The 22,154-nt window shown below is 60.5% G+C and carries 24 protein-coding genes and 1 tRNA gene; 9 read left to right on the forward strand and 16 right to left on the reverse strand.

Annotated features, from left to right (window positions below):
• Window positions 1-3: 3 nt before the first annotated feature.
• The 6 genes from Q0792_RS10730 to pyk form a co-directional block, all read right to left on the reverse strand.
• Window positions 4-813, reverse strand: a complete 810-nt coding sequence (locus Q0792_RS10730) for an ABC transporter substrate-binding protein (RefSeq protein WP_298839979.1) — start codon at window positions 811-813, stop codon at window positions 4-6.
• Window positions 814-924: 111 nt separating this feature from the next.
• On the reverse strand, window positions 925-1,329 hold the full coding sequence (locus Q0792_RS10735; protein ID WP_298839981.1) for a rhodanese-like domain-containing protein: 405 nt from the start codon (window positions 1,327-1,329) through the stop codon (window positions 925-927).
• A gap of 120 nt (window positions 1,330-1,449) precedes the next feature.
• Window positions 1,450-1,815, reverse strand: a complete 366-nt coding sequence (gene rplT, locus Q0792_RS10740) for a 50S ribosomal protein L20 (protein WP_219504822.1) — start codon at window positions 1,813-1,815, stop codon at window positions 1,450-1,452.
• Window positions 1,816-1,833: 18 nt separating this feature from the next.
• Window positions 1,834-2,034 carry a 50S ribosomal protein L35 gene (gene rpmI, locus Q0792_RS10745; RefSeq protein WP_189368062.1) on the reverse strand — a complete coding sequence of 67 codons (201 nt, stop codon included), beginning with the start codon at window positions 2,032-2,034 and terminating at the stop codon, window positions 1,834-1,836.
• A 128-nt stretch (window positions 2,035-2,162) separates the two neighbouring features.
• A complete protein-coding gene (locus Q0792_RS10750; RefSeq protein WP_298839994.1) occupies window positions 2,163-2,387 on the reverse strand; it encodes a hypothetical protein in 225 nt (74 codons plus the stop codon).
• Between the two features lie 33 nt (window positions 2,388-2,420).
• Window positions 2,421-3,869 carry a pyruvate kinase gene (gene pyk, locus Q0792_RS10755; protein ID WP_298839996.1) on the reverse strand — a complete coding sequence of 483 codons (1,449 nt, stop codon included), beginning with the start codon at window positions 3,867-3,869 and terminating at the stop codon, window positions 2,421-2,423.
• A gap of 211 nt (window positions 3,870-4,080) precedes the next feature.
• Here pyk and Q0792_RS10760 point away from each other — a divergent pair, with 211 nt between their 5' ends.
• Window positions 4,081-4,392, forward strand: coding sequence for a DUF1244 domain-containing protein (locus Q0792_RS10760; RefSeq protein WP_298839999.1), 312 nt, complete (start codon window positions 4,081-4,083; stop codon window positions 4,390-4,392).
• Here the strand turns inward: Q0792_RS10760 and Q0792_RS10765 are convergent, their stop codons facing one another.
• The 6 genes from Q0792_RS10765 to dgcN all read right to left on the reverse strand — a co-directional run bounded on the left by Q0792_RS10765 (window position 4,393) and on the right by dgcN (window position 10,795).
• A complete protein-coding gene (locus Q0792_RS10765; RefSeq protein WP_298840002.1) occupies window positions 4,393-6,519 on the reverse strand; it encodes a sterol desaturase family protein in 2,127 nt (708 codons plus the stop codon). It lies immediately after the preceding gene.
• A gap of 135 nt (window positions 6,520-6,654) precedes the next feature.
• Window positions 6,655-7,158 (reverse strand): aggregation factor core, encoded by a 504-nt coding sequence (locus Q0792_RS10770; RefSeq protein ID WP_298840004.1) that lies wholly within the window; start codon window positions 7,156-7,158, stop codon window positions 6,655-6,657.
• A gap of 61 nt (window positions 7,159-7,219) precedes the next feature.
• Window positions 7,220-7,648, reverse strand: coding sequence for a MaoC/PaaZ C-terminal domain-containing protein (locus Q0792_RS10775; protein ID WP_298840006.1), 429 nt, complete (start codon window positions 7,646-7,648; stop codon window positions 7,220-7,222).
• Between the two features lie 51 nt (window positions 7,649-7,699).
• Window positions 7,700-8,560, reverse strand: coding sequence for a D-amino-acid transaminase (locus Q0792_RS10780; RefSeq protein ID WP_298840007.1), 861 nt, complete (start codon window positions 8,558-8,560; stop codon window positions 7,700-7,702).
• Window positions 8,561-8,765: 205 nt separating this feature from the next.
• Entirely contained in the window at window positions 8,766-9,731 is a 966-nt protein-coding gene (dgcA, locus tag Q0792_RS10785; RefSeq protein ID WP_298840009.1) for an N-acetyl-D-Glu racemase DgcA, read from the reverse strand.
• A 62-nt stretch (window positions 9,732-9,793) separates the two neighbouring features.
• Entirely contained in the window at window positions 9,794-10,795 is a 1,002-nt protein-coding gene (dgcN, locus tag Q0792_RS10790) for an N-acetyltransferase DgcN (protein WP_298840013.1), read from the reverse strand.
• Window positions 10,796-11,047: 252 nt separating this feature from the next.
• Between dgcN and Q0792_RS10795 the strand changes: the two genes are divergently transcribed.
• Window positions 11,048-12,004 carry an L-malyl-CoA/beta-methylmalyl-CoA lyase gene (locus Q0792_RS10795; RefSeq protein ID WP_298840015.1) on the forward strand — a complete coding sequence of 319 codons (957 nt, stop codon included), beginning with the start codon at window positions 11,048-11,050 and terminating at the stop codon, window positions 12,002-12,004.
• 60 nt (window positions 12,005-12,064) lie between these two features.
• On the forward strand, window positions 12,065-12,529 hold the full coding sequence (locus tag Q0792_RS10800) for a DUF302 domain-containing protein (protein ID WP_298840017.1): 465 nt from the start codon (window positions 12,065-12,067) through the stop codon (window positions 12,527-12,529).
• A 56-nt stretch (window positions 12,530-12,585) separates the two neighbouring features.
• Here the strand turns inward: Q0792_RS10800 and Q0792_RS10805 are convergent, their stop codons facing one another.
• On the reverse strand, window positions 12,586-13,038 hold the full coding sequence (locus Q0792_RS10805) for an Lrp/AsnC family transcriptional regulator (RefSeq protein WP_298840019.1): 453 nt from the start codon (window positions 13,036-13,038) through the stop codon (window positions 12,586-12,588).
• Window positions 13,039-13,110: 72 nt separating this feature from the next.
• On the opposite strand from Q0792_RS10805, the gene Q0792_RS10810 reads away from it, so the two are divergent.
• Together Q0792_RS10810 and Q0792_RS10815 are read left to right on the forward strand one after the other, a co-directional pair.
• Window positions 13,111-13,707 carry a LysE family translocator gene (locus tag Q0792_RS10810; protein WP_298840022.1) on the forward strand — a complete coding sequence of 199 codons (597 nt, stop codon included), beginning with the start codon at window positions 13,111-13,113 and terminating at the stop codon, window positions 13,705-13,707.
• Between the two features lie 59 nt (window positions 13,708-13,766).
• Window positions 13,767-14,729 carry an acetyl-CoA carboxylase carboxyltransferase subunit alpha gene (locus Q0792_RS10815; protein WP_298840025.1) on the forward strand — a complete coding sequence of 321 codons (963 nt, stop codon included), beginning with the start codon at window positions 13,767-13,769 and terminating at the stop codon, window positions 14,727-14,729.
• 15 nt (window positions 14,730-14,744) lie between these two features.
• On the opposite strand, the gene Q0792_RS10820 is transcribed toward Q0792_RS10815, so the two are convergent.
• The gene (locus Q0792_RS10820; protein WP_298841843.1) at window positions 14,745-15,395 is read right to left on the reverse strand and encodes a GntR family transcriptional regulator; all 651 of its coding nucleotides are present in this window, start codon (window positions 15,393-15,395) and stop codon (window positions 14,745-14,747) included.
• A 48-nt stretch (window positions 15,396-15,443) separates the two neighbouring features.
• Complete coding sequence (locus tag Q0792_RS10825) at window positions 15,444-16,136, reverse strand: M48 family metallopeptidase (protein WP_298840027.1); 693 nt, start codon at window positions 16,134-16,136, stop codon at window positions 15,444-15,446.
• Window positions 16,137-16,248: 112 nt separating this feature from the next.
• On the opposite strand from Q0792_RS10825, the gene Q0792_RS10830 reads away from it, so the two are divergent.
• From Q0792_RS10830 to Q0792_RS10840, 3 genes are all read left to right on the forward strand, one after another.
• Window positions 16,249-16,578 (forward strand): TIGR02300 family protein, encoded by a 330-nt coding sequence (locus tag Q0792_RS10830; RefSeq protein WP_298840031.1) that lies wholly within the window; start codon window positions 16,249-16,251, stop codon window positions 16,576-16,578.
• Window positions 16,579-16,671: 93 nt separating this feature from the next.
• Window positions 16,672-16,747 (forward strand) — tRNA-Ala (locus Q0792_RS10835).
• Between the two features lie 416 nt (window positions 16,748-17,163).
• Window positions 17,164-17,988 carry a peptidylprolyl isomerase gene (locus Q0792_RS10840; RefSeq protein WP_298840034.1) on the forward strand — a complete coding sequence of 275 codons (825 nt, stop codon included), beginning with the start codon at window positions 17,164-17,166 and terminating at the stop codon, window positions 17,986-17,988.
• A gap of 307 nt (window positions 17,989-18,295) precedes the next feature.
• Here Q0792_RS10840 and Q0792_RS10845 read toward each other — a convergent pair whose 3' ends face one another.
• On the reverse strand, window positions 18,296-19,750 hold the full coding sequence (locus Q0792_RS10845; RefSeq protein ID WP_298840036.1) for an aldehyde dehydrogenase family protein: 1,455 nt from the start codon (window positions 19,748-19,750) through the stop codon (window positions 18,296-18,298).
• A 164-nt stretch (window positions 19,751-19,914) separates the two neighbouring features.
• Between Q0792_RS10845 and Q0792_RS10850 the strand changes: the two genes are divergently transcribed.
• The gene (locus Q0792_RS10850; RefSeq protein ID WP_298840038.1) at window positions 19,915-22,143 is read left to right on the forward strand and encodes a DEAD/DEAH box helicase; all 2,229 of its coding nucleotides are present in this window, start codon (window positions 19,915-19,917) and stop codon (window positions 22,141-22,143) included.
• Window positions 22,144-22,154: the final 11 nt, after the last annotated feature.

Genomic DNA, 22,154 nt, shown 5'->3' on the forward strand with positions numbered 1-22,154 from the left:
GGCTTACCGGATCAGCGGTACACCCGTTGCTTCCTGCAGCCACTCAGCTTCGATTGCTGCAAGGCTCCCATCAGCCTTCAGAGCGCCCAGGGCAGCATCCACACACTCCTTGAGCGCCGAACCTTCGGGCATAAGCGCCCCGAAGTGGTCGGGGTTGTCGGTTTCATCCGCCGGGAACTGCCCCAGCACCTGTCCCCCCTCCAGCACGACAGCAGAGAGATAGAGCGCTGTCGGCAGATCGAACAGCGCCGCGTCGACCTGGCCTGCTTTCATGGCCTCAACGACATTTGCGTTGTCATCATAGATCAGAGGGTTGCTGTCGGGCGCAATTGTCCGGATGATCACGGGAAGTGCTGTCGTCGAAGCCACGACGCCCCACTGCAGCCCTTTGAGCGTTTCCATATCAGCAGCAAGACCGTCCGCACCGCGCACCAGAACAGCCATCGGCGCTGTATAATACGGTTCCGAGAAGTCCACGACCTTGTCGCGCGCCTCGGTAATCGAGAACTGCTGCATATTCATGTCAAAGTCTTTTGCACCTGGCTGGATTGCCTGATCAAAGGATGTTCGGGTCCAGACCACATCTGCTGCATCAAATCCCATTTCAGCAGCCAGCGCATAGGCGACAGCCGCCTCAAAACCCTTGCCCGCCTCGGGGGCATCGTCCAGCACCCAGGGGTAATAGGCCGGGTTGCCCGTCGCGATGGTGAGCTTTCCCTCAGCGAGCGTCTTGCCGTCAGAACAGCTCTGTGCAGCGGCAGCGCCGGCCAGACAGGCTGCCATCAGCCCAGCGGTTACAGTCGTTTTCCACATGATCCATTACTCCCCGGGTGTGATTGTCTGCCGGATTTATCGCGCCCCGGGCAATGACACGCAAGCGCGAAGCGACACGGCGTGGTTCGTACAAGGTGTCTGCTGCATGTTTCAGCTGTCTGCCGGAGGTATCCTTTCAACCGGACCGCCCTGTTCTTCCCACGTGGAAAATCCTTCTTTCAGGTGAGCCGCTTCAAACCCCATGTCCTGCAGTGTCGCAACGGTCAGCGCTGATCGCCAGCCGGATGCACAATGGAACACATACTTTTTGTCCCCCGAAAATTCTTCTTTGAAGTACGGGCTTTTGGGATCGACCCAGAACTCGATCATGCCGCGCGGGGCGTGGAAGCTGCCCGGGATAAAACCGCTGCGCTGTCGCTCGCGCACGTCGCGGATGTCGACGATCAGCACATCATCCCGGCCGACCATTGCAATGGCATCTTTTGTTTCAACTTCTTCAATGCGCGCCCGCGCCCCGGCGACCATTTCGGCAGATGATCTGATGTGTCCGGCCATGGGAATTCCTTTCGCTGTCTCAGCGCCCACTATGGCCACGTGAATGGAAAAACGCGAGACCCATGAAAAAAGCCGCCCCGTTTCCGGAGCGGCCTTATGAATTCGTGTTCTGGAACCGGATCAGGCAGCCAGCGCGTCCTGCGCCTGCTTGACGATTGCACCGAACGCATCGGGCTCGTGTACCGCCAGGTCGGCGAGAACCTTACGGTCTACTTCGATGCCGGCCAGATTCAGACCGTTGATGAAGCGGCTGTATGTCAGCGCTTCGTCGTGGCTGCGCACTGCCGCGTTGATCCGCTGGATCCACAGCGCGCGGAAGTTGCGCTTGCGGTTCTTGCGGTCACGGGTTGCGTACTGATTGGCCTTATCGACGGCCTGGCGCGCGACCTTGAAGGTGCTCTTGCGGCGACCATAATAGCCTTTGGCTGCCTTGATGACCTTCTTGTGTCGTGCGTGTGTGACTGTTCCGCCTTTAACTCGGGACATGTGTGATCTCCTTCAGGCTCAGCGGTCGTAGGGCATAAAGCCCTTGACGATTTTGGCGTCCGGTGCGGACAGAGTGGTTGTGCCGCGGGCGTCGCGGATGAACTTGCGCGTACGCTTGATCATTCCGTGTCGCTTGCCTGCCTGGCCGGACATCACCTTGCCGGTGGCTGTCACCTTGAAGCGCTTTTTGGCGCTCGACTTGGTCTTCATCTTGGGCATTTCCGTCTCCTCGATATTGGGTCGGTTTACGCACGACTCGGCATGCCACATAAGCCGGTCGCGCGGTGGAAGGCTGCTCTATAGGGGGGACGCCTGTCTAAGGCAAGCCCTGAATCAGCACCCGGGCTTCAGAAGATATAGAGGTTTACGACCCGCGCAAAAACCCTGGGAATACCTGTCAGCGTGTAGCCGCCCTGCACCGTCGCCATTGCATAACCGATGAGGCCGATACCCAGCAGCAGCGCAACAGCGCCAACCCGCGGAGGCCGACGTTCCGAAAGCGCAGAAATCAGGGGAGGCACAGAGAGTACGGAAACCACAATGCCGACAACCAGCGCCAGATCCGGATCCATCTCAAACTCCATTCCGCCTTACGTGGAGGAAGGTTACTCCGGATCGGTATTGAAAATCAAACGCTCGTCACAGGGAGCCACGCGCAGAATATTCGTGCTGCCCGGTACATTGAAGGGCACACCGGCCGTCACGACAATCATGTCGTCCTTGTCAGCATACCCCTGCCGTGTCGCGGCACGTGCAGACTGAACAACCGCCATCTTGAAGCGGTCGAGCGGGTCCACGATGACGCAGTTTGTACCCCAGGTCAGCGTCAGACGGCGCGCAGTGCGCGGCACCGATGTCATGGCAATGATCGGAACGCGCGGCCGCTCGCGCGCAACCAGTGCTGCCGTTGTGCCGCTCTGCGAGAAACAGCAGATCGCCTTGATGTTCGTGGTCTCAGCGATCTCGCGCGCAGCAGAAACGATACCGTCCGCGATGGTCCGGCCCTTGGCCTCGCGCGAAGACTCGATGATCTGGGTGTAGGTCGGGTCCTGTTCGACCTCGGTTGCCACGTTGTTCATCGTGGTTACCGCTTCGATCGGATAGGCTCCGGCCGCCGATTCCGCTGACAGCATGACCGCGTCTGCACCTTCATAAATGGCTGTGGCAACATCCGAGACTTCGGCACGTGTCGGCACCGGGCTTTCGATCATGCTCTCCATCATCTGCGTCGCTACGATGACCGGCCGCGCCGCTGCACGGCACTTGCGTACCAGGCGTTTCTGGATGGGCGGGACATTCTGCACAGGCAGTTCCACACCAAGATCACCGCGCGCGACCATGATGCCGTCACTGACAGCCAGGATGTCGTCAAAGTTTTTGACGGCCGCAGGCTTTTCGATTTTCGACAGGATCGCAGCACGCCCGTTCGCCAGGTCAGACGCCTCCAGCACGTCTTCGGGACGCTGAACAAAGGACAGGGCCAGCCAGTCGACACCCAGTTCACAGACGAATTCCAGATCTTTACGGTCCTTGTCCGAGAGAGCCGCCAGCGGCAGAACGACATCAGGGACATTCACACCTTTGCGGTTCGAGATCACGCCACCGGCTGCAACGGTACAGTTGGCATGCTCAGCGCTGCAGTCATCCACGGTCAGGCGGATCTTACCGTCATTGACCAGCAGTGTGGCACCAGGCTCCAGTGCGGCAAAGATTTCCGGATGCGGCAGTTGCACACGGTTTACGTCACCTGGCGTATCATCCAGATCCATGCGGAATTTCGCACCGTCTTCCAGCATCTCGCCATCATCGCTGGCAAAAACGCCGACGCGCAGTTTGGGTCCCTGAAGGTCAGCCAGGATACAGATACTGCCACCGGTATCCTTTTCGATCTGCCGGATAATACTGTGGCGTTCGCGGATTTCATCGTGACTGCCGTGGCTCATGTTCAGACGGAAAACATCCGCGCCGGCATCGTGCAGCGCCCGGATCATCTCGTAGCTGCTGGAGGCAGGGCCGAGTGTGGCCACGATCTTTACATTGCGCGTGCGTCTCATAACTTCGGTCGTCCCTCTGATCTGTCCGGGTCATCGGCACCCGGTGGAACCGTTATCGCTAACGGGTTGCGAGCCTTATGCCGCATCGCGGCGCAGGGCGCAACAGCACAGAGAGTGCATCGGCAGACATGACAGCGTCATGACGGCGCAGCGCTTGACAACGCGGCGGGCGTGCCCACTTTTGATGTCTGATCATCACGGAGTCCCCTATATGCCCACGCAGACAGAGATCGAGCTCCAGGCTGCCGCGTTCCGGCGCCTGCAGAAGCACCTCATGGAAGATCGCACAGATGTGCAGAACATCGATATGATGAACCTCGCTGGATTCTGCCGCAACTGCCTGTCGCGCTGGTATCAGGAAGCCGCTGCGGAAAAGGGCATCGACATGTCCAAAGACGCCGCGCGCGAGCTTTTCTACGGCATGACAATGGACGAGTGGAAAACGAAATATCAGACCGAAGCAACCGGCGCTCAGAAGACTGCTTTTGAGAAGTCCTTTGAAGAGAACGTCGGCAAGAGCTGATCAGGACGGTGCGGCCGGCGCGCGCCCGAACGGCGATCCGGCCCGGCGCCAGACCGGGTCGGCGAGCCGTCTGAAAGTTTTCAGCGGGCGTTCGAACAGGGCGGCGAACCCGAAACAGATCAGCAAGGTCAGCCCGAGCAGCCAGAGGTCATACCCCGGCAGCGTTTCTGGCAGGGTCGCATCGAGCAGATGCAGTGTGGGATAGTGCATCACATAGAGCGAGAAACTGGCACCGGCGATCCAGCGTATGGCGCGGACAGTACAGCCCTCGCTCCGGATCGTCATCCGGTCAGCAATGTTCTTCACCCCCGACAGATGCAGCGCCACAAAGGCTGCGATGATCGAATTCCAAAGGACTTCATCCGAATAGTTCAGCAGCTTGTGATGGCTGACAGGCGCCAGCGCCTGCGCGGTGAATTCTGAAAGCAGTTCCGGCACACCATTGAGCCTGAGAAGGATCAGAGCGCCGACGCTCAGAACCGCGCGCGCCCAGTCCCGTGCGGGCACGGCTGCTTCCCCGGCTGGTCTGCGCGATCCGTGCCAGACCAGAACGCCCATAAGCCAGGCGGGCAGCAGCGCGAGGATCGGGAGTCCCACAAGAAGCATCAGCAGGGCCAGCAGCACCCAGCGCAGAGCCCCGCGCAGGAAGACCGCCACGCCAAACATCATGTAGAAGCCAACCTCATAGCTCAGCGACCAGAGTGGCCCGTTCGTGCCCAGCCGGACCCTGTCCCACTGCCCCTGCCACTCATTGGTAAAGGTCAGACCCCGCAGGAACATCTCGGATACGGGCGCCGGGTTATAGTACCCGGCCGGATAGGCCTCCATGCGGATGCTGGTCCCGACGGCATCAAAGATGACCGTCAGCACCAGTGCCGGCAGCACGACAGACCAGAGGCGGGTCAGCCGGTTAAAGGCAAAACGCTCGAGCGTTCCGTCACGGGTGGCGGCATAGGAGATCACCACACCTGACAATACGAAGAACACAATCACAGAGTCGCTGGCGATATTGATTTCGCGCAGAAAATAATAGTCCCCGCGCGTGAAACGAATGTGCGCCATATGGCCGAACAGAACCGTCAGGGCGGCAGCGGCCCGCAGAAAATCCAGCCAGATCGAAAACCCCTGCGACATGACAACGGGTGGCATCGCTGCGCGGCGGGCTGCATGCTCTGCCTGCTGTTGCCGGAATGCCTGCCACGCCTCGATGAACGGTTTGATCATGGCATCGCGCAGCGTCACATAGGGCTGGGGCAACGGCTTGCCTGTACCATCGGAAACCCCATAGGTGATGTGTTCCATTTTTTCGGGCACATACAATGTGCCGAACATCCAGTCCCAGATGGCGAACATCGAGCCGTAGTTCTTGTCGTGATGCTCAAGGGCGACCGAATGGTGGACCTGATGCTGGGCAGGCGAGATAAAAATATGCTCCATGACACGGCCATAGCTCAGCCAGATATGACTGTGGCGCAGATTGGCACCCAGGGCGTTGAACAACACATACATCGCGTTTGCCCCGCCCAGCGTGACCAGATCAATTTTTCCGATCAGTGCGTAGAGCAGTACGCCCTGCACAATGCCAACGAGCACGGTAATGAACAGATTGCGGATGATCGGTTCGATGGGATGTACCCTTTGCACCGTCAGCGGGGTCAGAACATCGGCCGAGTGATGCACGGCATGAAAGGGCCAGAGCACTTTCCATTCATGATGAAGCCTGTGCGCCCAGTACTTGCAGAAATCCGATGCCATAACGATCACGACTGTCGCGATCAGACTGCGCTCCCAGGTCACCGGCGGCTGACTGAACCCGCCGGAAAAGCTCTCGGACAGCCAGGACAGGACGAAATAGGCTACTGCCGTAGGGAAAAACAGGCTTCCCAGTACGCCGAAAAACGCAATGCAGCGCACCGCGAGAAACAGCTTTATGTCCAGAAGGTTCGAGCGGTGCAGATAAATACGCGCCGGCACCAGCCATTTCAGAAAAGAGCCGGGCCGGCCACGCCAGCACCAGACAGCAAACGCCAGCAACACCGTGCAGCCGATGTAAAGGAGCGCAAATCGCTCGTTCATGTTGAAAAAGATATTCAGCAGATACCGAAAGTACCCGAAAACGGTGTCCATGGGTGGCGCCCCTGCGTGTTCTCAGGAGTCGGGATACACCCGGATTCTGTCAACAATAGGGCTGTTCAGGCGAAAATAGCCCGGATCTGACATCAGTATCAGACTATCCGCAGCACCCGGACAGCTCATCCGGGCTCAGGTAGATGCGCAGGGTTCTGCAACGACCGTTGCCGCGGCCCCGGCATCAAATTCAGCGGACCGTGTGCCGGATTCCCCGGTAATACGTACCGCCGCACCTGTGATTTCGGCACCCGACACCATGATCCCGCGTGCCTCGGCCGTATCGTCTACATCGATGGTAAAGGCGATCTGATCACCGGGCGCCAGCGCCCTGATGCTCAGCGATATGGCGCGGTCACCATCGCGGACCTGAGGGACGCCGTCCAGCGAAGCCGCACCCGCGACCAGATCGAACGGTTGAAAGACTTCAACCCCTGCGCCACTGCCTGTGACGTCAAAGATCAGACCACCGGCAGACCCGGTCATGTCCAGCGTCAGACCCGACGCAGTCAGCGCACAGTCACCTGTGTTTTCAATAATGAACCGGTCCTTGGGCGCGCTTTCGACAAACCGTACCGCAATATCGGCAAAGGAAGCCTGTGTGGAGAGCAAAATGGCGACCGCCGCGTATCTGAACATGTTTTTTCCTCTTTCCTGTTACGCTGCAGATAGCGCTGCTGCGCCGTCTGCACAGAGCTCGTCAGAAAAGGATCAGAATCCGCCACAGGGCGCTGAGTACAGGCGCGTCGCTTCCCGGAATGGACACTGCGACATCAAGAACCAGCATCAGACTGCCATCCGCACGCTCCTCGACCCCCTCGAGTATAAAGCGGGCTGCTATCTCATCGCCAGTCACTACGGGGGTAATGAACCTGACGCGGTCAAACCCATAGTTGACCGACGCGGTCTGACCTTCGACGCGCGGCACAGCATCGTAGGCAAAGGCAGAGAGCAGCGACAACGTCAGGAACCCGTGCGCTACCGGTCCGGCAAAGCCAGCGTCCCGGGCGGCTTTGGAGTCTAGATGGATCTCCTGACCGTCACGGGTGACATCGGCAAACCGGGCAATCTGTTCCTGACTGACGGTTACAGAACCGGACCGGCCAATCTCGTGACCGACACGCGCCATCAGCGCATCGCGGGAGAGATACCCCGCGTTATAAACCGGCCCCGGCAGCGGTCAGACCGCCGCCTTCATGCTCTCATCAAGGTATATCTCACGCAGGCGAGGTGCCACGCGACCGGGCGTACCATCCCCCAGAACCGCGTCGTCAATCTGGACCACCGGCATCACGAAGGTGCTGGCCGAAGTGATAAAGGCTTCATCCGCCTCTTTCGCTTCGTCGATGGTAAAGTTGCGTTCTTCTACCTCCATCTGCGCTTCCTGCGCGAACCGCAGCACCGCCGCACGCGTGATCCCGTGCAGGATATCGTTGCTGAGCGCGCGCGTGATGATCTTGTTGCCTTTCACGATATAGGCGTTGTTGGAGGTTCCTTCGGTCACATAGCCGTCCTCGATCATCCAGGCATCATCGGCGCCGGCCTTTTTCGCCATCATCTTGCCCATCGACGGATAAAGAAGCTGGACGGTTTTGATGTCACGCCGCCCCCAGCGGATGTCATCAATGCTGATCACTTTCATGCCCTTTTGCGCTGCCGGGCTGTTGGCAAGACCAGGCTTGTTCTGGGTAAAGAGCACAATGGTCGGGGCAGTTGTTGCAGGGTCAGGGAACACAAAATCCCGGTCGCCCGGTGCGCCACGCGTAATCTGCAGATAGATCATGCCTTCGTCGATCCCGTTCACGCGCACCAGTTCGCGGTGTACTTCCAGCAGATCTTCCCTGCTGATCGGGTTCTGCATTTCCAGCTCATCGAGAGACCGTTGCAGGCGTACCGCGTGACCGTCAAAATCGATGAGCTTGCCACCCAGCACCGACGTCACCTCATAGACGCCATCCGCCATCAGAAAGCCGCGGTCAAAGATCGAGATCTGTGCCTCGTTCTCGGGCATATACTCGCCGTTCAGATATACAGTGCGCATCGTTCTCTCCTTGACGTTCGTCCTGCCCGGAAATCAGGAATCCGGGTGTATTGCTTTTTGGCAGGGTGCCTGGGCCCCTGACCACAGAATTTGGTCACATCCAGGCATGTGCGCGGCCCGGTTGCAAGCAGGTGTTGCCGGACCGCGACAGGACGGTGCAACAGGTCAGCGTTTTACAGTCGCACAGGACCCGGACACCATAACCTTATCCCCAGAGCGCTGCTCCCGGCGGATGAACACCGGCGTCGTCGAATACCAGAGGTGTCTCCCGGTCCTCAGCCAGCAAAAGCGGCCCGTCCAGGTCCGTGACCAGTGCGCCCTGGGCCACCAGGGTCGCCGGGGCCATCGCGAGGCTCGAGCCAACCATGCAGCCCACCATCACGTCATAGCCCAGCGCCAGACCCTCTTCGCGCAAGGCCAGCGCTTCTGTCAGCCCTCCGGTTTTGTCGAGCTTGATGTTGATCACATCGTATTTGCCTTTGAGGCCCGGCAGGCTGGCGCGATCGTGACAGCTCTCGTCGGCGCAGACGGGCACCGGACGTTCCATGCCAATGAGCGCTTCGTCTTCGCCTGCGGGCAGCGGCTGTTCCACCAGGCTCACCCCCAGACGCACAAGATGCGGTGCAAGTTCGGCGTAGACGGCGGCACTCCAGCCCTCATTGGCGTCTATGATGATCCTTGCATCCGGCGCACCTGCGCGCACGGCCTCAAGGCGTGGCATATCATCGGGCGTGCCGAGCTTGATCTTCAAAAGCGGCCTGAAGGCGTTCTCGGCCGCCTGGGCCCGCATTTTTTCAGGCGTATCCAGCGACAGCGTGTAGGCCGTGATCTCCGGCCCCGGCACTGGCAGCCCCGCAAGTTCCCACACACGTTTACCAGCGCGCTTCGCCTCAAGATCCCACAGCGCGCAGTCAACGGCATTCCGTGCAGCACCCGCTGGCAACAGATCATAAAGATCCGCGCGTGTGAACGATCCCGGCAATCCCTCGATTTCGGCTGTGACACTCTCAAGTGTCTCGTCATACCGTGCATAGGGAACGCATTCCCCGACACCCGTGACACCACCGTCACGGATCCGGACCGTAAGAACTTTCGCTTCGGTACGCGATCCCCGGCTGATGGTGAAAACCTGCGCCAGCCGGAAAACATCGCGTGTCACTTCTATCTGCATCGCAGCTCTCTCCTGGCTGTCACTGTCCCCGCCGGAGGCATCAGACCGCCGCAAAGCGGCTCTTACATCGCCAGCAGCGCGTCGACCAGCTTTTCTGCCCCGAACCGGAATGGGTCGGTCGCGGGCAGGTTCATCCGGTCTTCGATTTCCTGCAGGCAGGCTTTGGCCGCTGCCTCGTCCAGTGCCTTGGTGTTCACCGAAACACCGGTCACCTGACATGCCGGGTTGGCCACGCGGGCAATCGGCAGCGCTGTATCGCGCAACTGCTCAAGCGTCGGGAGACTGTAGTGGGGCAAGCCCCGCATATGCGTCCGTGTGGGTTCGTGACACAGCACCAGTGCATCAGGCTGCCCACCATGGATAAGGGCCATCGTTACACCCGAGTAGGACACGTGGAACAGGCTGCCCTGACCTTCGATGTGATCCCAGTGATCTGCATCATTATCGGGTGTCAGGTATTCGACCGCACCAGCCATGAAATCGGCGATCACAGCATCCAGCGGCACGCCTTTGCCGGTGATCAGAATACCCGTCTGGCCGGTAGCGCGGAAATCGGACTTCATGCCGCGTTTGACCATTTCGGCATCCATCGACATCGCAGTGTACATTTTTCCGCAGGAGCAGTCGGTCCCGATCGCCAGCACACGTTTGCCGGTGCGCTTCTGACCATTGGCAATGGGATAGGCGACCGAGGGGACACGCACATCGTGCAGGGTCATGCCGTTGACTTTGGCCGCCGCCTGCAGCTCGTCTTCGTTACGCAGCAGGTTGTGCAGGCCCGCGGCCAGGTCATAACCCATCTGCAGCGCCTTGACCAAAACCACTTTCCATTCATCCGAGATAACGCCGCCGCGGTTGGCAACGCCGATCACCAGCGTTTTGGCTCCGGCCCTCAGGCCCTCTTCCAGAGACATGTCCGTCAGGCCCATGTCCGCACCACAGCCCGGCAGTCGGAACTGACCGACAGCATTCTCTGGACGCCAGTCTTTGATACCCTGAGCGACCTTGGCCGCCAGCTGGTCAGGAGCGTCCCCGAGGAACAAAAGGTAAGGTGTCTGGATCATGAGTAAGCCTCCGTCAGGTTTGTCGCAATTTCACCCGAAGCAGCCGCAATGACATCGTGAAATCGACGAAATTCATACCCATCACGCAAATTTCTTCGAAAAAACTCGATATCTGGTGAATAATTCAGCGGAGAAGTCTCCGAGGCGACATCGACTCACATGCTGCGACTGCAAAATGCACTTGCAGCATGTCGCGCAATTTAATACCACGCAAAGCAACGAACCTGTAATTTTATTACCCAAGGAGCCTCCATGAGCTTCCGTATCCAACCTGCCCCCCCTGCCCGCCCGAACCGCTGTCAGCTTTTCGGACCAGGCTCGCGACCGGCAATCTTTGAGAAAATGGCCGCCTCGGCAGCCGATGTGATCAACCTCGATCTTGAGGACAGCGTAGCGCCCTCCGACAAAGACAGCGCACGGAACAACATAATCGCTGCGATTTCGGACATCGACTGGGGCAGCAAAACCCTTTCTGTTCGGATCAACGGCCTGGACACGCCGTGGTGGTACCGCGACGTCGTGGACCTGCTCGAACAGGCCGGAGACCGCCTCGACCAGATCATGATCCCCAAGGTCGGATGCGCGGCAGATGTTTACGCTGTGGACGCGCTTGCAACAGCAATCGAAGCTGCGAAGGGCCGGTCCAGGAAAGTCACCTTCGAGGTGATCATCGAATCCGCGGCCGGCATCGCCCATGTCGAAGAGATCGCGGCCAGCTCGCCCCGCCTTGCTGCCATGAGCCTCGGCGCCGCAGATTTTGCCGCCTCCATGGGCATGGCGACCACCGGCATCGGTGGTACACAGGAAAACTACTACATGATCCGCGACGGTGAAAAGCACTGGTCGGATCCCTGGCACTGGGCCCAGGCTGCCATTGTTGCTGCATGCCGGACACACGGCGTACTGCCCGTCGATGGCCCGTTCGGAGACTTTTCGGACGATGAAGGCTTCCGCGCACAGGCACGGCGGTCCGCCACCCTCGGCATGGTCGGCAAATGGGCGATCCACCCCAAACAGGTGGCCATCGCCAACGAAGTCTTTACCCCGTCCGACGAAGCCGTGGCAGAGGCACGCGAAATCCTTGCCGCCATGGAACAGGCAAAGGCGAACGGCGAAGGCGCGACCGTTTACAAAGGCCGCCTGGTAGATATCGCTTCGATCAAACAGGCCGAGGTGATCGTACGCCAGTCCGAGATGATCGCGGGCTGACGCAGATGTGACTTGGCAGGCGGCGCGCTGCGTGGCTCTCTCGTTGGAAAGGAGTTCCTCATGCGCCGTTTCCTTATCCTTCTGGCCCTCTGCCTTGGCACCCCTGCCACAGCGGAAATGGCACCACGTGACGGCTGGGCCGTGTTGCCAACCACCAAAGATCACGCGACCCTGCTGGGTGATCTGAAGTCCGCCGTCAAAAAGAACCGCATGGGCGTCGTGACACAGGCAGGACCCACCGCGACCGCGCGCAAACGTGGGATCGACATCCCCGGAAACCGGGTGGTCGGCGTCTTTAACAATGATTTTGCTGTGAAAATTCTGGCTTTGTCGACGCCTGCGATGATTGAGGCGCCGATCCGGTTTTATGTCACAGAAAACGCGGACGGCACTGCGACTCTGTCGTACAAGACACCAGGCTTCGTTTTTGCGCCCTACTACGACGAGGGCGGGGACGCGCTCAAAACCCTTGCTGCTGAACTGGACACCAGGTTCGAATCGATCGCCCGAGCGGCTGCGGAATAACCGTTACCTCAGGCTGAAAATATCCCTTTCAGAGACAAAAACCCCGACCCGGGGGGTCACGCACGTTCATCCTTGGGCGATCCCATCACCACATAGGATGTGATCGAAGTCACCTGGGGCATAGCCCCGAGAATATCGGTGTGAAAATGCTTGTAGGCCGGCAGGTCGGCACATTCCACGCGCAACAGATATTCAATCGTGCCAGTAATATTGTGGCATTCAACCACCTCTCGTGCCCGCGAAATAGCACGCTCAAACGATTCCTGACTGTCCTTGGTATGCGACCCAAGCCCCACACCAATATAGGCAACAAACCCTGCCCCCATGGCCGCACGGTCCAGCACCGCCCGGTAGCCCTTTATCACGCCCGAGCGTTCCAGTTCCTGCACCCGCCGCAGACAGGCTGACGGCGAAAGCCCGACACGTTCCGCCAGTTCGATATTGCTGATCCGACCATCGCGCGAAAGTTCACGCAATATCTGATCAGTTTTTGCATCTTTTCCTGCCATAAGTTGCAATAATTGCCCGTGTCCGATCACCTTTGCAACCACATTCGGTTCAGACGCGGCGATAGTTGCGCGATGACACCCGATATACTCCTCGCCCTCGCGACCTTCGCCTTTGTCAGCTCTGCAACGCCGGGGCCCAACAACCTGATGCTGATGGCATCCGGTGCAAACTATGGCTTTGTGCGGTCGGTGCCACATATGCTGGGCATCTCCATCGGCTTTGGCGTGATGATCATTCTCGTCGGGGCCGGACTGGTTCAGATCTTTGATGCCTGGCCGGTCAGCTACACAATCCTGCAGGCACTGTCGGTGATTTACATGGCGTGGCTTGCCTGGAAAATCGCCAACGCAGCCCCCATCACCCGACACGCGGCGACCGGGCACCCGATGACCTTTCTTCAGGCTGCCGCCTTTCAGTGGGTCAATCCAAAAGCCTGGGCCATGGCGCTGACAGCGCTGACGGTATACGCAGGCGATGCGACCCTGCTGGCGTTCTGCATCGTCGCGCTGGTGTTCTCGATGGTGAACCTGCCCGCAATCACGATGTGGACGGTTCTGGGACAGCAGGTCGCACGCATCCTGACCAGTCGCAGGCGGCTGCGGATCTTTAATCTGACCATGGCGGCTTTGCTGATCGCCTCGCTGCTGCCGGTGCTGCTGCCGGTCTGAGGCCGTTGCATTGCCCGCCAATGCCCGCCATATACAACGGACACAGAGCGGAGTGCGCCATGACCCAGTATATGGACTTTGAAAAACCCCTGGCCGAAATTGAAGGCAAGGCAGAAGAACTGCGGGCGATGGCGCGGGCCGACGAGAACATGGACGTCACCGAAGAAGCAGCGGCGCTCGACCTCAAAGCCCAGGCTATGCTGGAAGAACTGTATAAATCGCTGACACCATGGCGGAAATGCCAGGTTGCCCGTCATCCGGAGCGACCACACTGCCAGGACTATATCGACGCGTTGTTCACCGATTACACTCCGCTGGCCGGCGACCGTAATTTTGCCGATGACCACGCGGTGATGGGTGGGCTGGCCCGGCTCGACGACCGCCCCGTTATGGTGATCGGTCACGAAAAGGGCAACGACACCAAATCCCGCATCGAACGCAACTTTGGGATGGCGCGGCCGGAAGGTTACCGCAAAGCCATTCGTCTGATGGATCTTGCGCACCGCTTTGGCCTGCCCGTGGTCACTCTGGTGGATACGCCCGGGGCCTATCCGGGCAAAGGCGCAGAGGAACGCGGCCAGTCTGAAGCCATTGCACGCGCCACCGAAAAATGTCTGCAGATCGGCGTCCCGCTGGTTTCTGTTGTGATCGGCGAAGGCGGATCCGGCGGGGCGGTAGCATTTGCCACGGCCAACCGCGTGGCGATGCTGGAACACTCGGTCTATTCTGTGATCAGTCCCGAGGGCTGCGCCTCTATCCTCTGGAAGGACGCCGAAAAGATGCGCGAGGCCGCCGAGGCGCTGCGTCTTACTGCGCAGGATCTCAAACAGCTGGGCGTGATCGACCGTATCATCCCCGAGCCCAGGGGCGGCGCACACCGCGACGCAGTCACGTCGATCAAATCAGTAGGCAAAGCCATCGCAGGCATGCTCGCGGATCTCGAGGGCAAGGATGCTGCGGCGCTGGTCGCGGACCGTCGCCGCAAGTTTATTGATCTGGGCAACCAGGGCCTTGCCGCCTGACGACGGCAACCAGTCTCAGCTGGCGAGCATCCGCAGGCCCTGCGTCACATCCGACCGCACCGCCAGCCGCAGACCCGGCTCGTCGCCAGCACGCAGGGCTGCTATGATCAGCCGGTGAAACTGTGGCGGTTCCGTCTTGCGCAGCTTGCCATAGAGCGCCCGCATCGTTGGACCGAGCTGCAGCCAGACCGTTTCCGCCATGGCCAGCATCGCGGGGGCCTGCGCCCGCAGATAAAGCGTGCGGTGAAATTCCAGGTTGGTACGGATGTAGCTCACCGCGTCGCGGTGCGCGACAGTCTCCGCCACAGCGGTATTGATGGTCTGCAACCGCTCAATCAGCGCCATGTGCGCGCGCGGCAGTGCCCTGCTGGCCAGCTCGACCTCAATCAGCGCACGCAGCGCGGCAAGCTCTTCTATCCTTTCATTGCTGAGCTCGGGTGTCGAGATACGGCCAGACGAGGACATTGTCAGCGCCCCCTCGGCCGCCAGCCGTCGCACCGATTCCCGCGCCGGCGTCATCGAGACACCGAACTCGCGGCCGATACCCCGCAGGGTCAGGGCCTGGCCAGGGGACAACTCGCCCTGCATGATCCGCCCCCGCAGGGTGCGGTACACCCTGTCGTGGGCGGCGGGCGCGGCATCGGTTTGGCGTTGCAAAGGCAGCATGCTTCTTTTTGTGATCACAAACATTCCACAGGTCAAGAGAATCTGTGATCACGTCACAAATCTGTAGCGGTGCAGCGCATTGCCGTTCTGGCGCAGCCAGCGACGTGGAGCCTCATAATCCCCGTAAATCCGCCGCACACCGTCCCAGAAAGCCGCCGAGTGATTCATTTCCGCGAGATGCGCAACCTCATGCGCCACAACATAGTCCAGCACTTCCGGCGGTGCGAGAATAAGGCGCCAGGAATACATCAGCCGGCCTTCGGACGTGCAGGAACCCCAGCGCGAACGGGTGTCACGCAGCGTTATTGCACTGTAGGGCCTGCCCAGAAGGGCAGCGTAATTATCCGATGCCTCTGACAACCGGTCGCGGGCGATGGCGCGCAGATGGGCGGCAAGCCGCAGACCGGCCCGCGCAGGATCACCGGGCACCTCTGCACGGCCATCTGCAATCACCACCCGGCGCCCAGCGCCCTGAATAATCTCATGGGGTTCACCGCCGATTGGAACGACAGTTCCCGGTCCGACCAAAACGTCCTCGCCTCGGGATGCGAGGTGCCTGCGAATCCAGCCCTGCTTTTCTTCGGCAAAGCGCAACGCCTCGCGTTCGGATACCCGGCGCGGCAAGGTCAGCGTAACGCGCCCGTCGAGTTGCGAGACCCGGAGCGAAATCCGACGCGCCTGTCCTGAGCGGCGCAGGATAAGGGGAATTGGCGGGTTCCCCGGCAGGATGATATCGGACATGTCACGCTTCCTGTGGTCATCTGGAGCAGGCGAGGTCTTTACAGCCCCCGCTGCTTATGGCACTTGGCCGGAATCATCTACAGACGAACCGCAATTGCAAAGGGGGTTTTTCATGCCCAAGGAAGAATGGGGAACGAAGCGCCTCTGCCCCACAACCGGCAAACGTTTCTATGACCTGAATGCCAATCCGATCATCAGCCCCTACACAGGCGAACAGGTCGAGGTTGACCAGTCCAAGTCGCGTATGATCGCTGCTGATGCCGAAGACGCGGCCACAACCAAAGCCAAAGCGGCTGCGGATTCAGAAGACGTGGTCCTTGATGACGACGACGACGTTGATGTGGATCTCGGCGACGACATCCTGGACGACGACGACGAAGATGATGACAACGTCTCGCTTGACGAGATTGCAGATGTCGCGTCGGAAGACGAAGACAGCTGATTTTCTGACATCTCGCGTGGCGGGTCATTTTTACGCTTGATCCCGCCCCGCGTTGCGCCTATTCAGCGGCGCACCGGACATATGTCCAGGTTTGGGGCCTTAGCTCAGCTGGGAGAGCGCCTGCATGGCATGCAGGAGGTCAGCGGTTCGATCCCGCTAGGCTCCACCAAATCTTCTGAATTGTTCCAGGCATTGCGGTTACCCTTTTGGCGGCGCCGTGGAAGTTGTCGTTCGGCAGAGTAGCTCTTCAGGACACCAGGACCGCCCTTTCCGATCGCAGCCAGTGCAGGGCCGCTTTGCGCCCATTCAGACTGGCGCTTTATCAGGCCTGCAAAGTCAGCCTCGCGACCCTGCAGGCTGTTGCCCGGGCGGGTAAAAACTTAGTGACGCCTGCTTGTCCGCGCGACACGGCGCGGTTATTGCTGAATGTACGGCTCACAAAACGCCATGTGCGTTCCATTCCTCTGAGAACAACATGCTGTCTTCGGGTGTAAACGCGAAGTCCCGGTCAGGCGCACAGGCAGAGTTTTAAAGAGCGGGCAGATCATTTGCACAGTGCGTGCTGTAAAATCCAGAAGGACACCCATGAAACAGTTTGTTGCTTCCGCCGCCCTTGTTGCCTCTCTCGCTGCGCCTGCAGTTGCGCAGGATGCCGATACGGTCCTCGCGACCGTCAATGACAAGGAGATTACGCTGGGACAACTGATTGCCATACTCGACAGCCTGCCGCAGCAGTTTAAGGATTTGCCGGATGAACAGCTTTTCAGCGGGCTGCTTTCGCAGTCAATCCGGCAGGAGGCCCTTGCGGCAAGCCTTGGTGACAACCTTGACCGTGCGCTGCGACTCCAAATCGAAGCGCAGGAAACCGCAATGATAGCGAATTTCGCTATCACAAAGGCGACCGACATGACCGAAGAAGACCTGCGCGCGGAATACGAAAAAACCTACGGCAACGCTGCCCCGCAGCCTGAATTCAACGCCTCCCATATTCTGGTCGCAACCGAAGCTGAGGCCGCCTCGCTCGTCGCGCAGCTGGCAGAGGGTGAGGATTTTGCAGAGCTGGCCAGAACCTTCTCGACCGGTCCGTCCGGACCAAATGGTGGCAATCTGGGATGGTTCGGGATGGGCCAGATGGTGCCACCTTTTGAAGCGGCCGCGCTGGCGCTGGAGGTGGGCGAAGTATCACCGCCGGTTGAAACCCAGTTTGGCTGGCATGTTCTGATCCTCAACGACAAACGCGAAGTCGGGCCGCCCGCCTTTGAGGCAGTGCGCCGTAACCTCGAGGAACAACTCGCCGAGGGACGTGCTCAATCGGCTGTTGACGCGGCCATGGCAGCAGCAACAATCGTCAATTCGGATTCCGGGGTCGATCCGTCCCTTATCCGCAACCTGGATCTGATTGCAGACTGACGCGCAGGCGGCAGACCTCATGCAAACCGCCGGGCGAAAGGAGTGCGCATTACCCGCGCGCTGAGGACATTCGAAGGGCGGTACTCCGAAGGAGATCAAACCGAGCCACCACGCTTTGGTTTCGAAATCTGATTGATTGTCGCCCGCATGTGCATGGCGCCGGACACGAACTGCGCCTTTGTCCGCAAAACAGGCATTCCGGCTACCGGGCCAGAGTACCGCTGTCGGTGTATCGAGCGCTTCCGGGAAAGCCACCCAGAGGTCGGGTTACGCCCCCTGCACCACGTTGACCTGTGCCACAGCAAATTCAGCCGTGCAGCGCGGCAACCGTTTTCAGCGAGGAGAAGGCGTAGAGAGCCTCAAATCCCTTTTCCCGTCCGTGGCCCGAGAGTCCGCTGCCGCCGAACGGCAGCTCCACGCCACCACCGGCACCGTAATTGTTGAGAAACACCTGCCCTGCCCTCAGCGCGCGGGCCAGTCGCATCTGGCGCGCGCCGTCACGCGTCCAGACGGCGGCGACGAGGCCATATTCCGTACCATTGGCTATCCCGAGCGCTTCGGCCTCGTCGTCAAAAGGGATGACAACCTGCACCGGGCCAAAAATTTCTTCCTGCGCCAGTCTGTGTGAAGGCGGCACCCCTCCGAACAGCGTTGGCGTCACATAGGCGCCACCCGCGGGCGCGTCCTCCGCAATCTGCCCTGTGGCTGCCACGGACAGATCGGCCCCCGCATCAATATAAGAAGTCACAATGTCCTTCTGCCGCAACGAGATCAGCGGCCCCACATTCGGATCGCCCAGTGCCGGGCCCACTGTCAGCGCGCGGTAGCGTTCGGCCATTGCACTCAGAACCTGATCATAGACACCCCGCTGCACGAGGATACGCGAAGCGGCAGAACAGGTCTGGCCCGCGTTCTGGATACCTGCATTGATCAGAAAAGGCAGCGCCCCGTCGATGTCGGCATCGTCAAACACGAGTTGCGGCGATTTCCCCCCCAGCTCCAGCGTGACCGGCACCACATTGGACCCGGCAGCCTGCTGCACCAGGCGCCCTGTGGCCACGGAACCGGTGAACGAAAGGTGCTGTATGCCGGGATGCGCGCTCAGCGCCGCTCCGGCTACCGCGCCACTGCCCGGTACGATATTCAGCGCCCCATCAGGCAATCCGGCCTGTCGGGCCAGTTCTCCGAAGGCCAGAGCCGTCAGACAGGCCTCTTCTGCGGGCTTGAGCACACAGGCGTTCCCCATCGCAAGTGCGGCTCCCACGGACCGGCCAATGATCTGCATAGGATAGTTCCAGGGAATAATGTGGCCGGTGACGCCGTGCGCTTCGCGCAGGGTGTAGACAGTGTACCCCTCCAGATAGGGAATGGTTGACCCGTGCACCTTGTCGGCAGCTCCGGCATAAAACTCCATATACCGCGCGAGGGCAGCCACATCTGCACGCGCCTGGGTCAGCGGTTTGCCCACATCAAGTGCTTCAAGTTCAGCCAGATGTCCTGCATTCTCTGCCACCAGCACACCGATGCGGGCAAGGATGCGGCCCCGCTCGGAGGCCGTCAGGCGGCCCCACTCGCCGTCCCGCGCGGCCTGCGCCGCGGCGACAGCGGCGTTGATATCGTCAGCATTACCCGCTGCAACACCACACAGAGTACTGCCGTCCGACGGGTTGATCAGCGCAATTCTTTCCCCGGCAGAGGGTACCTGCCAGCGTCCTGCGATCAGGCAGTGAGACGGATCAAGGCCAAGGGGGCGGATGGTCATGCAGCAATCCTTTGCGATCAGATGACATCAGTCTGCCCCGGACACCGCACGCCGGCAATGGCCGACGCGCACTGTGCCGGACAGGAATGGGTCGACTCCCGCCAAGGAAAAGCATAACGACGCGGCAAACGTGGCATGTGCCGCGAAACAGACTGGAACCTTCCGTGATCACCACACTCGCCGATGCACTGGCCCGACAGGGCTATGAAACACTGACACCTGTTCAGGAGGCGGTCACCGATCCCGGCCTGGGCGATGCCGATCTGCTGGTCTCCGCCCAGACAGGATCCGGCAAAACCGTGGCCTTTGGCCTTGCGATTGCACCGACACTGCTGGGCGATCAGACCCATTTTGACGCTGCCGGCGCCCCGCTGGCACTGATCATCGCGCCAACGCGCGAACTTGCCATGCAGGTGTGCCGCGAGCTGACCTGGCTCTATGGAGACGCGGGCGCTGTCGTAACCTCCTGTGTGGGCGGCATGGACCAGCGTACCGAGCGGCGTGCGCTGGACCGGGGCGCACATGTGGTCGTGGCCACGCCAGGGCGTCTGTGTGATCACATAAAACGCGGAAATATTGACCTTTCTGCCCTGCGCGCCGTGGTGCTGGACGAAGCAGACGAGATGCTTGATCTGGGCTTTCGTGAAGAGCTGGAGTTTATCCTGTCCGAAGCACCGGAAGACCGCCGCACCCTGCTCTTTTCCGCGACAGTGCCAGCCGCCATTGCAAAGCTCGCACAAAGCTACCAGAGAGACGCCCGGCGCGTCGCAACCGCAGGTGAAGCCCGCCAGCACGCCGACATTGAATACCGCGCGCTCAACACACATCCGCGCGATACCGAAAACGCCATCATCAACGTGCTGCGCTATTATGAAGCGCGCAATGCGATCGTGTTCTGCAACACCCGCGCCGCTGTCGCCCGGCTGACCACGAAACTGACGAACCGCGGTTTTTCGGTCGTGGCGCTTTCAGGCGAGCTGACACAATCCGAACGGACCAATGCCCTGCAGGCGCTGCGGGACGGGCGCGCGCGGGTCTGCGTGGCGACCGACGTTGCCGCACGCGGCATCGACCTGCCCAACCTCGAACTGGTGATCCACGCAGAACTGCCATCTAACGCGGATACCCTGCTGCACCGTTCGGGCCGGACAGGGCGGGCGGGACGCAAAGGTGTCTCGGCCCTGATCGTTCCACCGAAGTTCCGGACCAAGGCAAACCGGCTGATCGGCTGGGCCAAACTGAAAGTCGAATGGGCAGACCCGCCTTCGGCAGCCGATGTCACATCCATGGATGAAGCCCGACTGATGGAGGACAGCGTCTGGACAGACCCGGTCCCTGAAGACATGAGCGCACTGGCAACCCGGCTGGCGGGCGAGTTCACCGCAGAACAGCTGGCGGCAGGGTTCGTCAACCTGTTCCGCACGCGCCTCTCGGCGCCGGAGGAACTCACCGATGCAGGTACGCCCGATGACCGGCCACGCCAGGCCTTTGGTCCTTCTGTGTGGTTCTCCGTGCAGATGGGACGCAACGACGGCGCAGAGCCGCGGGTGCTGCTGCCGATGATCTGCCGCCGTGGCGACCTGACCAAAGACGATATCGGCGCGATCCGGATACGCCCCACAGAGAGTTTCATCGAGGTCCTGGAGAGCCGGGTTGATGCACTGACAGCAGCGCTCGGGCCGGATATGCAACTGGAGGAGGGCGTCACTCTGACCCGTCGCGACGGCCCGCCCGCACCCGACAAACGCGGGCCGCGCGAGGAACGCGGAAAAGGCAGAACCGACCGCGGCCCGCGGCCGGCAAAACCCGCCTATGACCCTGATGCAGCACCCCCGCGCGCACCCCGCCGCGAGAAATCTGCTGCAACGGATAAACCGCATAAGCCAGCAGCCGCGCCCAAGGGCAAAAAGCCACCGAAATCGCACAAAACAGACCGGTCTCCGATGAAGCCGGGCGAAACACCCAAACCGAAATCACGCGCTCCGGACAGCCCGGAACGGTCGGGCACGCGTACGAAAGCGGTCTGGACCAAAGAAAACCGTGATGCAGCGAAAACCGCCCGCAGAGAACGCGATGCCGAGAACCGCGGCGACAGAGACGAGCGCCCCGCAGCGCGCTCCGGAGACAAGCGGCCGGGCAGGCCGGGCGGCAAACCAGGTGGTAAGCCGTTCGCTAAACATGGCGCAAAACCCGGCGGCAAATCCTTTGGCAGGCCGGGCGGAAAAGCTGGTGGCAAACCTGCCGGAAAACCGGAAGGTGGCCGGGACGACAGCGCCAGCCGCAAACGTGCCGCAGACACCTCAAAACGTTTCGTGCCACCAAACAAGCGTGGGCAGAAACCTGGCCCGAAGGCCGGCAAAGGGCCGAACGCCACACCCAAACGGCGGGGCTGAGATACAGACGG

Source organism: uncultured Roseobacter sp., assembly GCF_947495025.1.
GTDB lineage: Bacteria > Pseudomonadota > Alphaproteobacteria > Rhodobacterales > Rhodobacteraceae > Roseobacter.

Coding starts and splice junctions, on each gene's coding strand:
- Q0792_RS10820 (WP_298841843.1), bottom strand. CDS start 15,395: ATGCTGCCTTTGCAACGCCAAACCGATGCCGCGCCCGCCGCCCACGAC.
- rplT (WP_219504822.1), bottom strand. CDS start 1,815: ATGTCCCGAGTTAAAGGCGGAACAGTCACACACGCACGACACAAGAAG.
- Q0792_RS10825 (WP_298840027.1), bottom strand. CDS start 16,136: ATGTCCGATATCATCCTGCCGGGGAACCCGCCAATTCCCCTTATCCTG.
- Q0792_RS10730 (WP_298839979.1), bottom strand. CDS start 813: ATGTGGAAAACGACTGTAACCGCTGGGCTGATGGCAGCCTGTCTGGCC.
- dgcA (WP_298840009.1), bottom strand. CDS start 9,731: ATGCAGATAGAAGTGACACGCGATGTTTTCCGGCTGGCGCAGGTTTTC.
- Q0792_RS10840 (WP_298840034.1), top strand. CDS start 17,164: ATGAAACAGTTTGTTGCTTCCGCCGCCCTTGTTGCCTCTCTCGCTGCG.
- Q0792_RS10845 (WP_298840036.1), bottom strand. CDS start 19,750: ATGACCATCCGCCCCCTTGGCCTTGATCCGTCTCACTGCCTGATCGCA.
- dgcN (WP_298840013.1), bottom strand. CDS start 10,795: ATGATCCAGACACCTTACCTTTTGTTCCTCGGGGACGCTCCTGACCAG.
- Q0792_RS10770 (WP_298840004.1), bottom strand. CDS start 7,158: ATGTTCAGATACGCGGCGGTCGCCATTTTGCTCTCCACACAGGCTTCC.
- Q0792_RS10800 (WP_298840017.1), top strand. CDS start 12,065: ATGCGCCGTTTCCTTATCCTTCTGGCCCTCTGCCTTGGCACCCCTGCC.
- pyk (WP_298839996.1), bottom strand. CDS start 3,869: ATGAGACGCACGCGCAATGTAAAGATCGTGGCCACACTCGGCCCTGCC.
- Q0792_RS10830 (WP_298840031.1), top strand. CDS start 16,249: ATGCCCAAGGAAGAATGGGGAACGAAGCGCCTCTGCCCCACAACCGGC.
- Q0792_RS10810 (WP_298840022.1), top strand. CDS start 13,111: ATGACACCCGATATACTCCTCGCCCTCGCGACCTTCGCCTTTGTCAGC.
- Q0792_RS10760 (WP_298839999.1), top strand. CDS start 4,081: ATGCCCACGCAGACAGAGATCGAGCTCCAGGCTGCCGCGTTCCGGCGC.
- Q0792_RS10765 (WP_298840002.1), bottom strand. CDS start 6,519: ATGGACACCGTTTTCGGGTACTTTCGGTATCTGCTGAATATCTTTTTC.
- Q0792_RS10805 (WP_298840019.1), bottom strand. CDS start 13,038: ATGGCAGGAAAAGATGCAAAAACTGATCAGATATTGCGTGAACTTTCG.
- Q0792_RS10750 (WP_298839994.1), bottom strand. CDS start 2,387: ATGGATCCGGATCTGGCGCTGGTTGTCGGCATTGTGGTTTCCGTACTC.
- Q0792_RS10815 (WP_298840025.1), top strand. CDS start 13,767: ATGACCCAGTATATGGACTTTGAAAAACCCCTGGCCGAAATTGAAGGC.
- Q0792_RS10775 (WP_298840006.1), bottom strand. CDS start 7,648: ATGGCGCGTGTCGGTCACGAGATTGGCCGGTCCGGTTCTGTAACCGTC.
- rpmI (WP_189368062.1), bottom strand. CDS start 2,034: ATGCCCAAGATGAAGACCAAGTCGAGCGCCAAAAAGCGCTTCAAGGTG.
- Q0792_RS10795 (WP_298840015.1), top strand. CDS start 11,048: ATGAGCTTCCGTATCCAACCTGCCCCCCCTGCCCGCCCGAACCGCTGT.
- Q0792_RS10735 (WP_298839981.1), bottom strand. CDS start 1,329: ATGGCCGGACACATCAGATCATCTGCCGAAATGGTCGCCGGGGCGCGG.
- Q0792_RS10780 (WP_298840007.1), bottom strand. CDS start 8,560: ATGCGCACTGTATATCTGAACGGCGAGTATATGCCCGAGAACGAGGCA.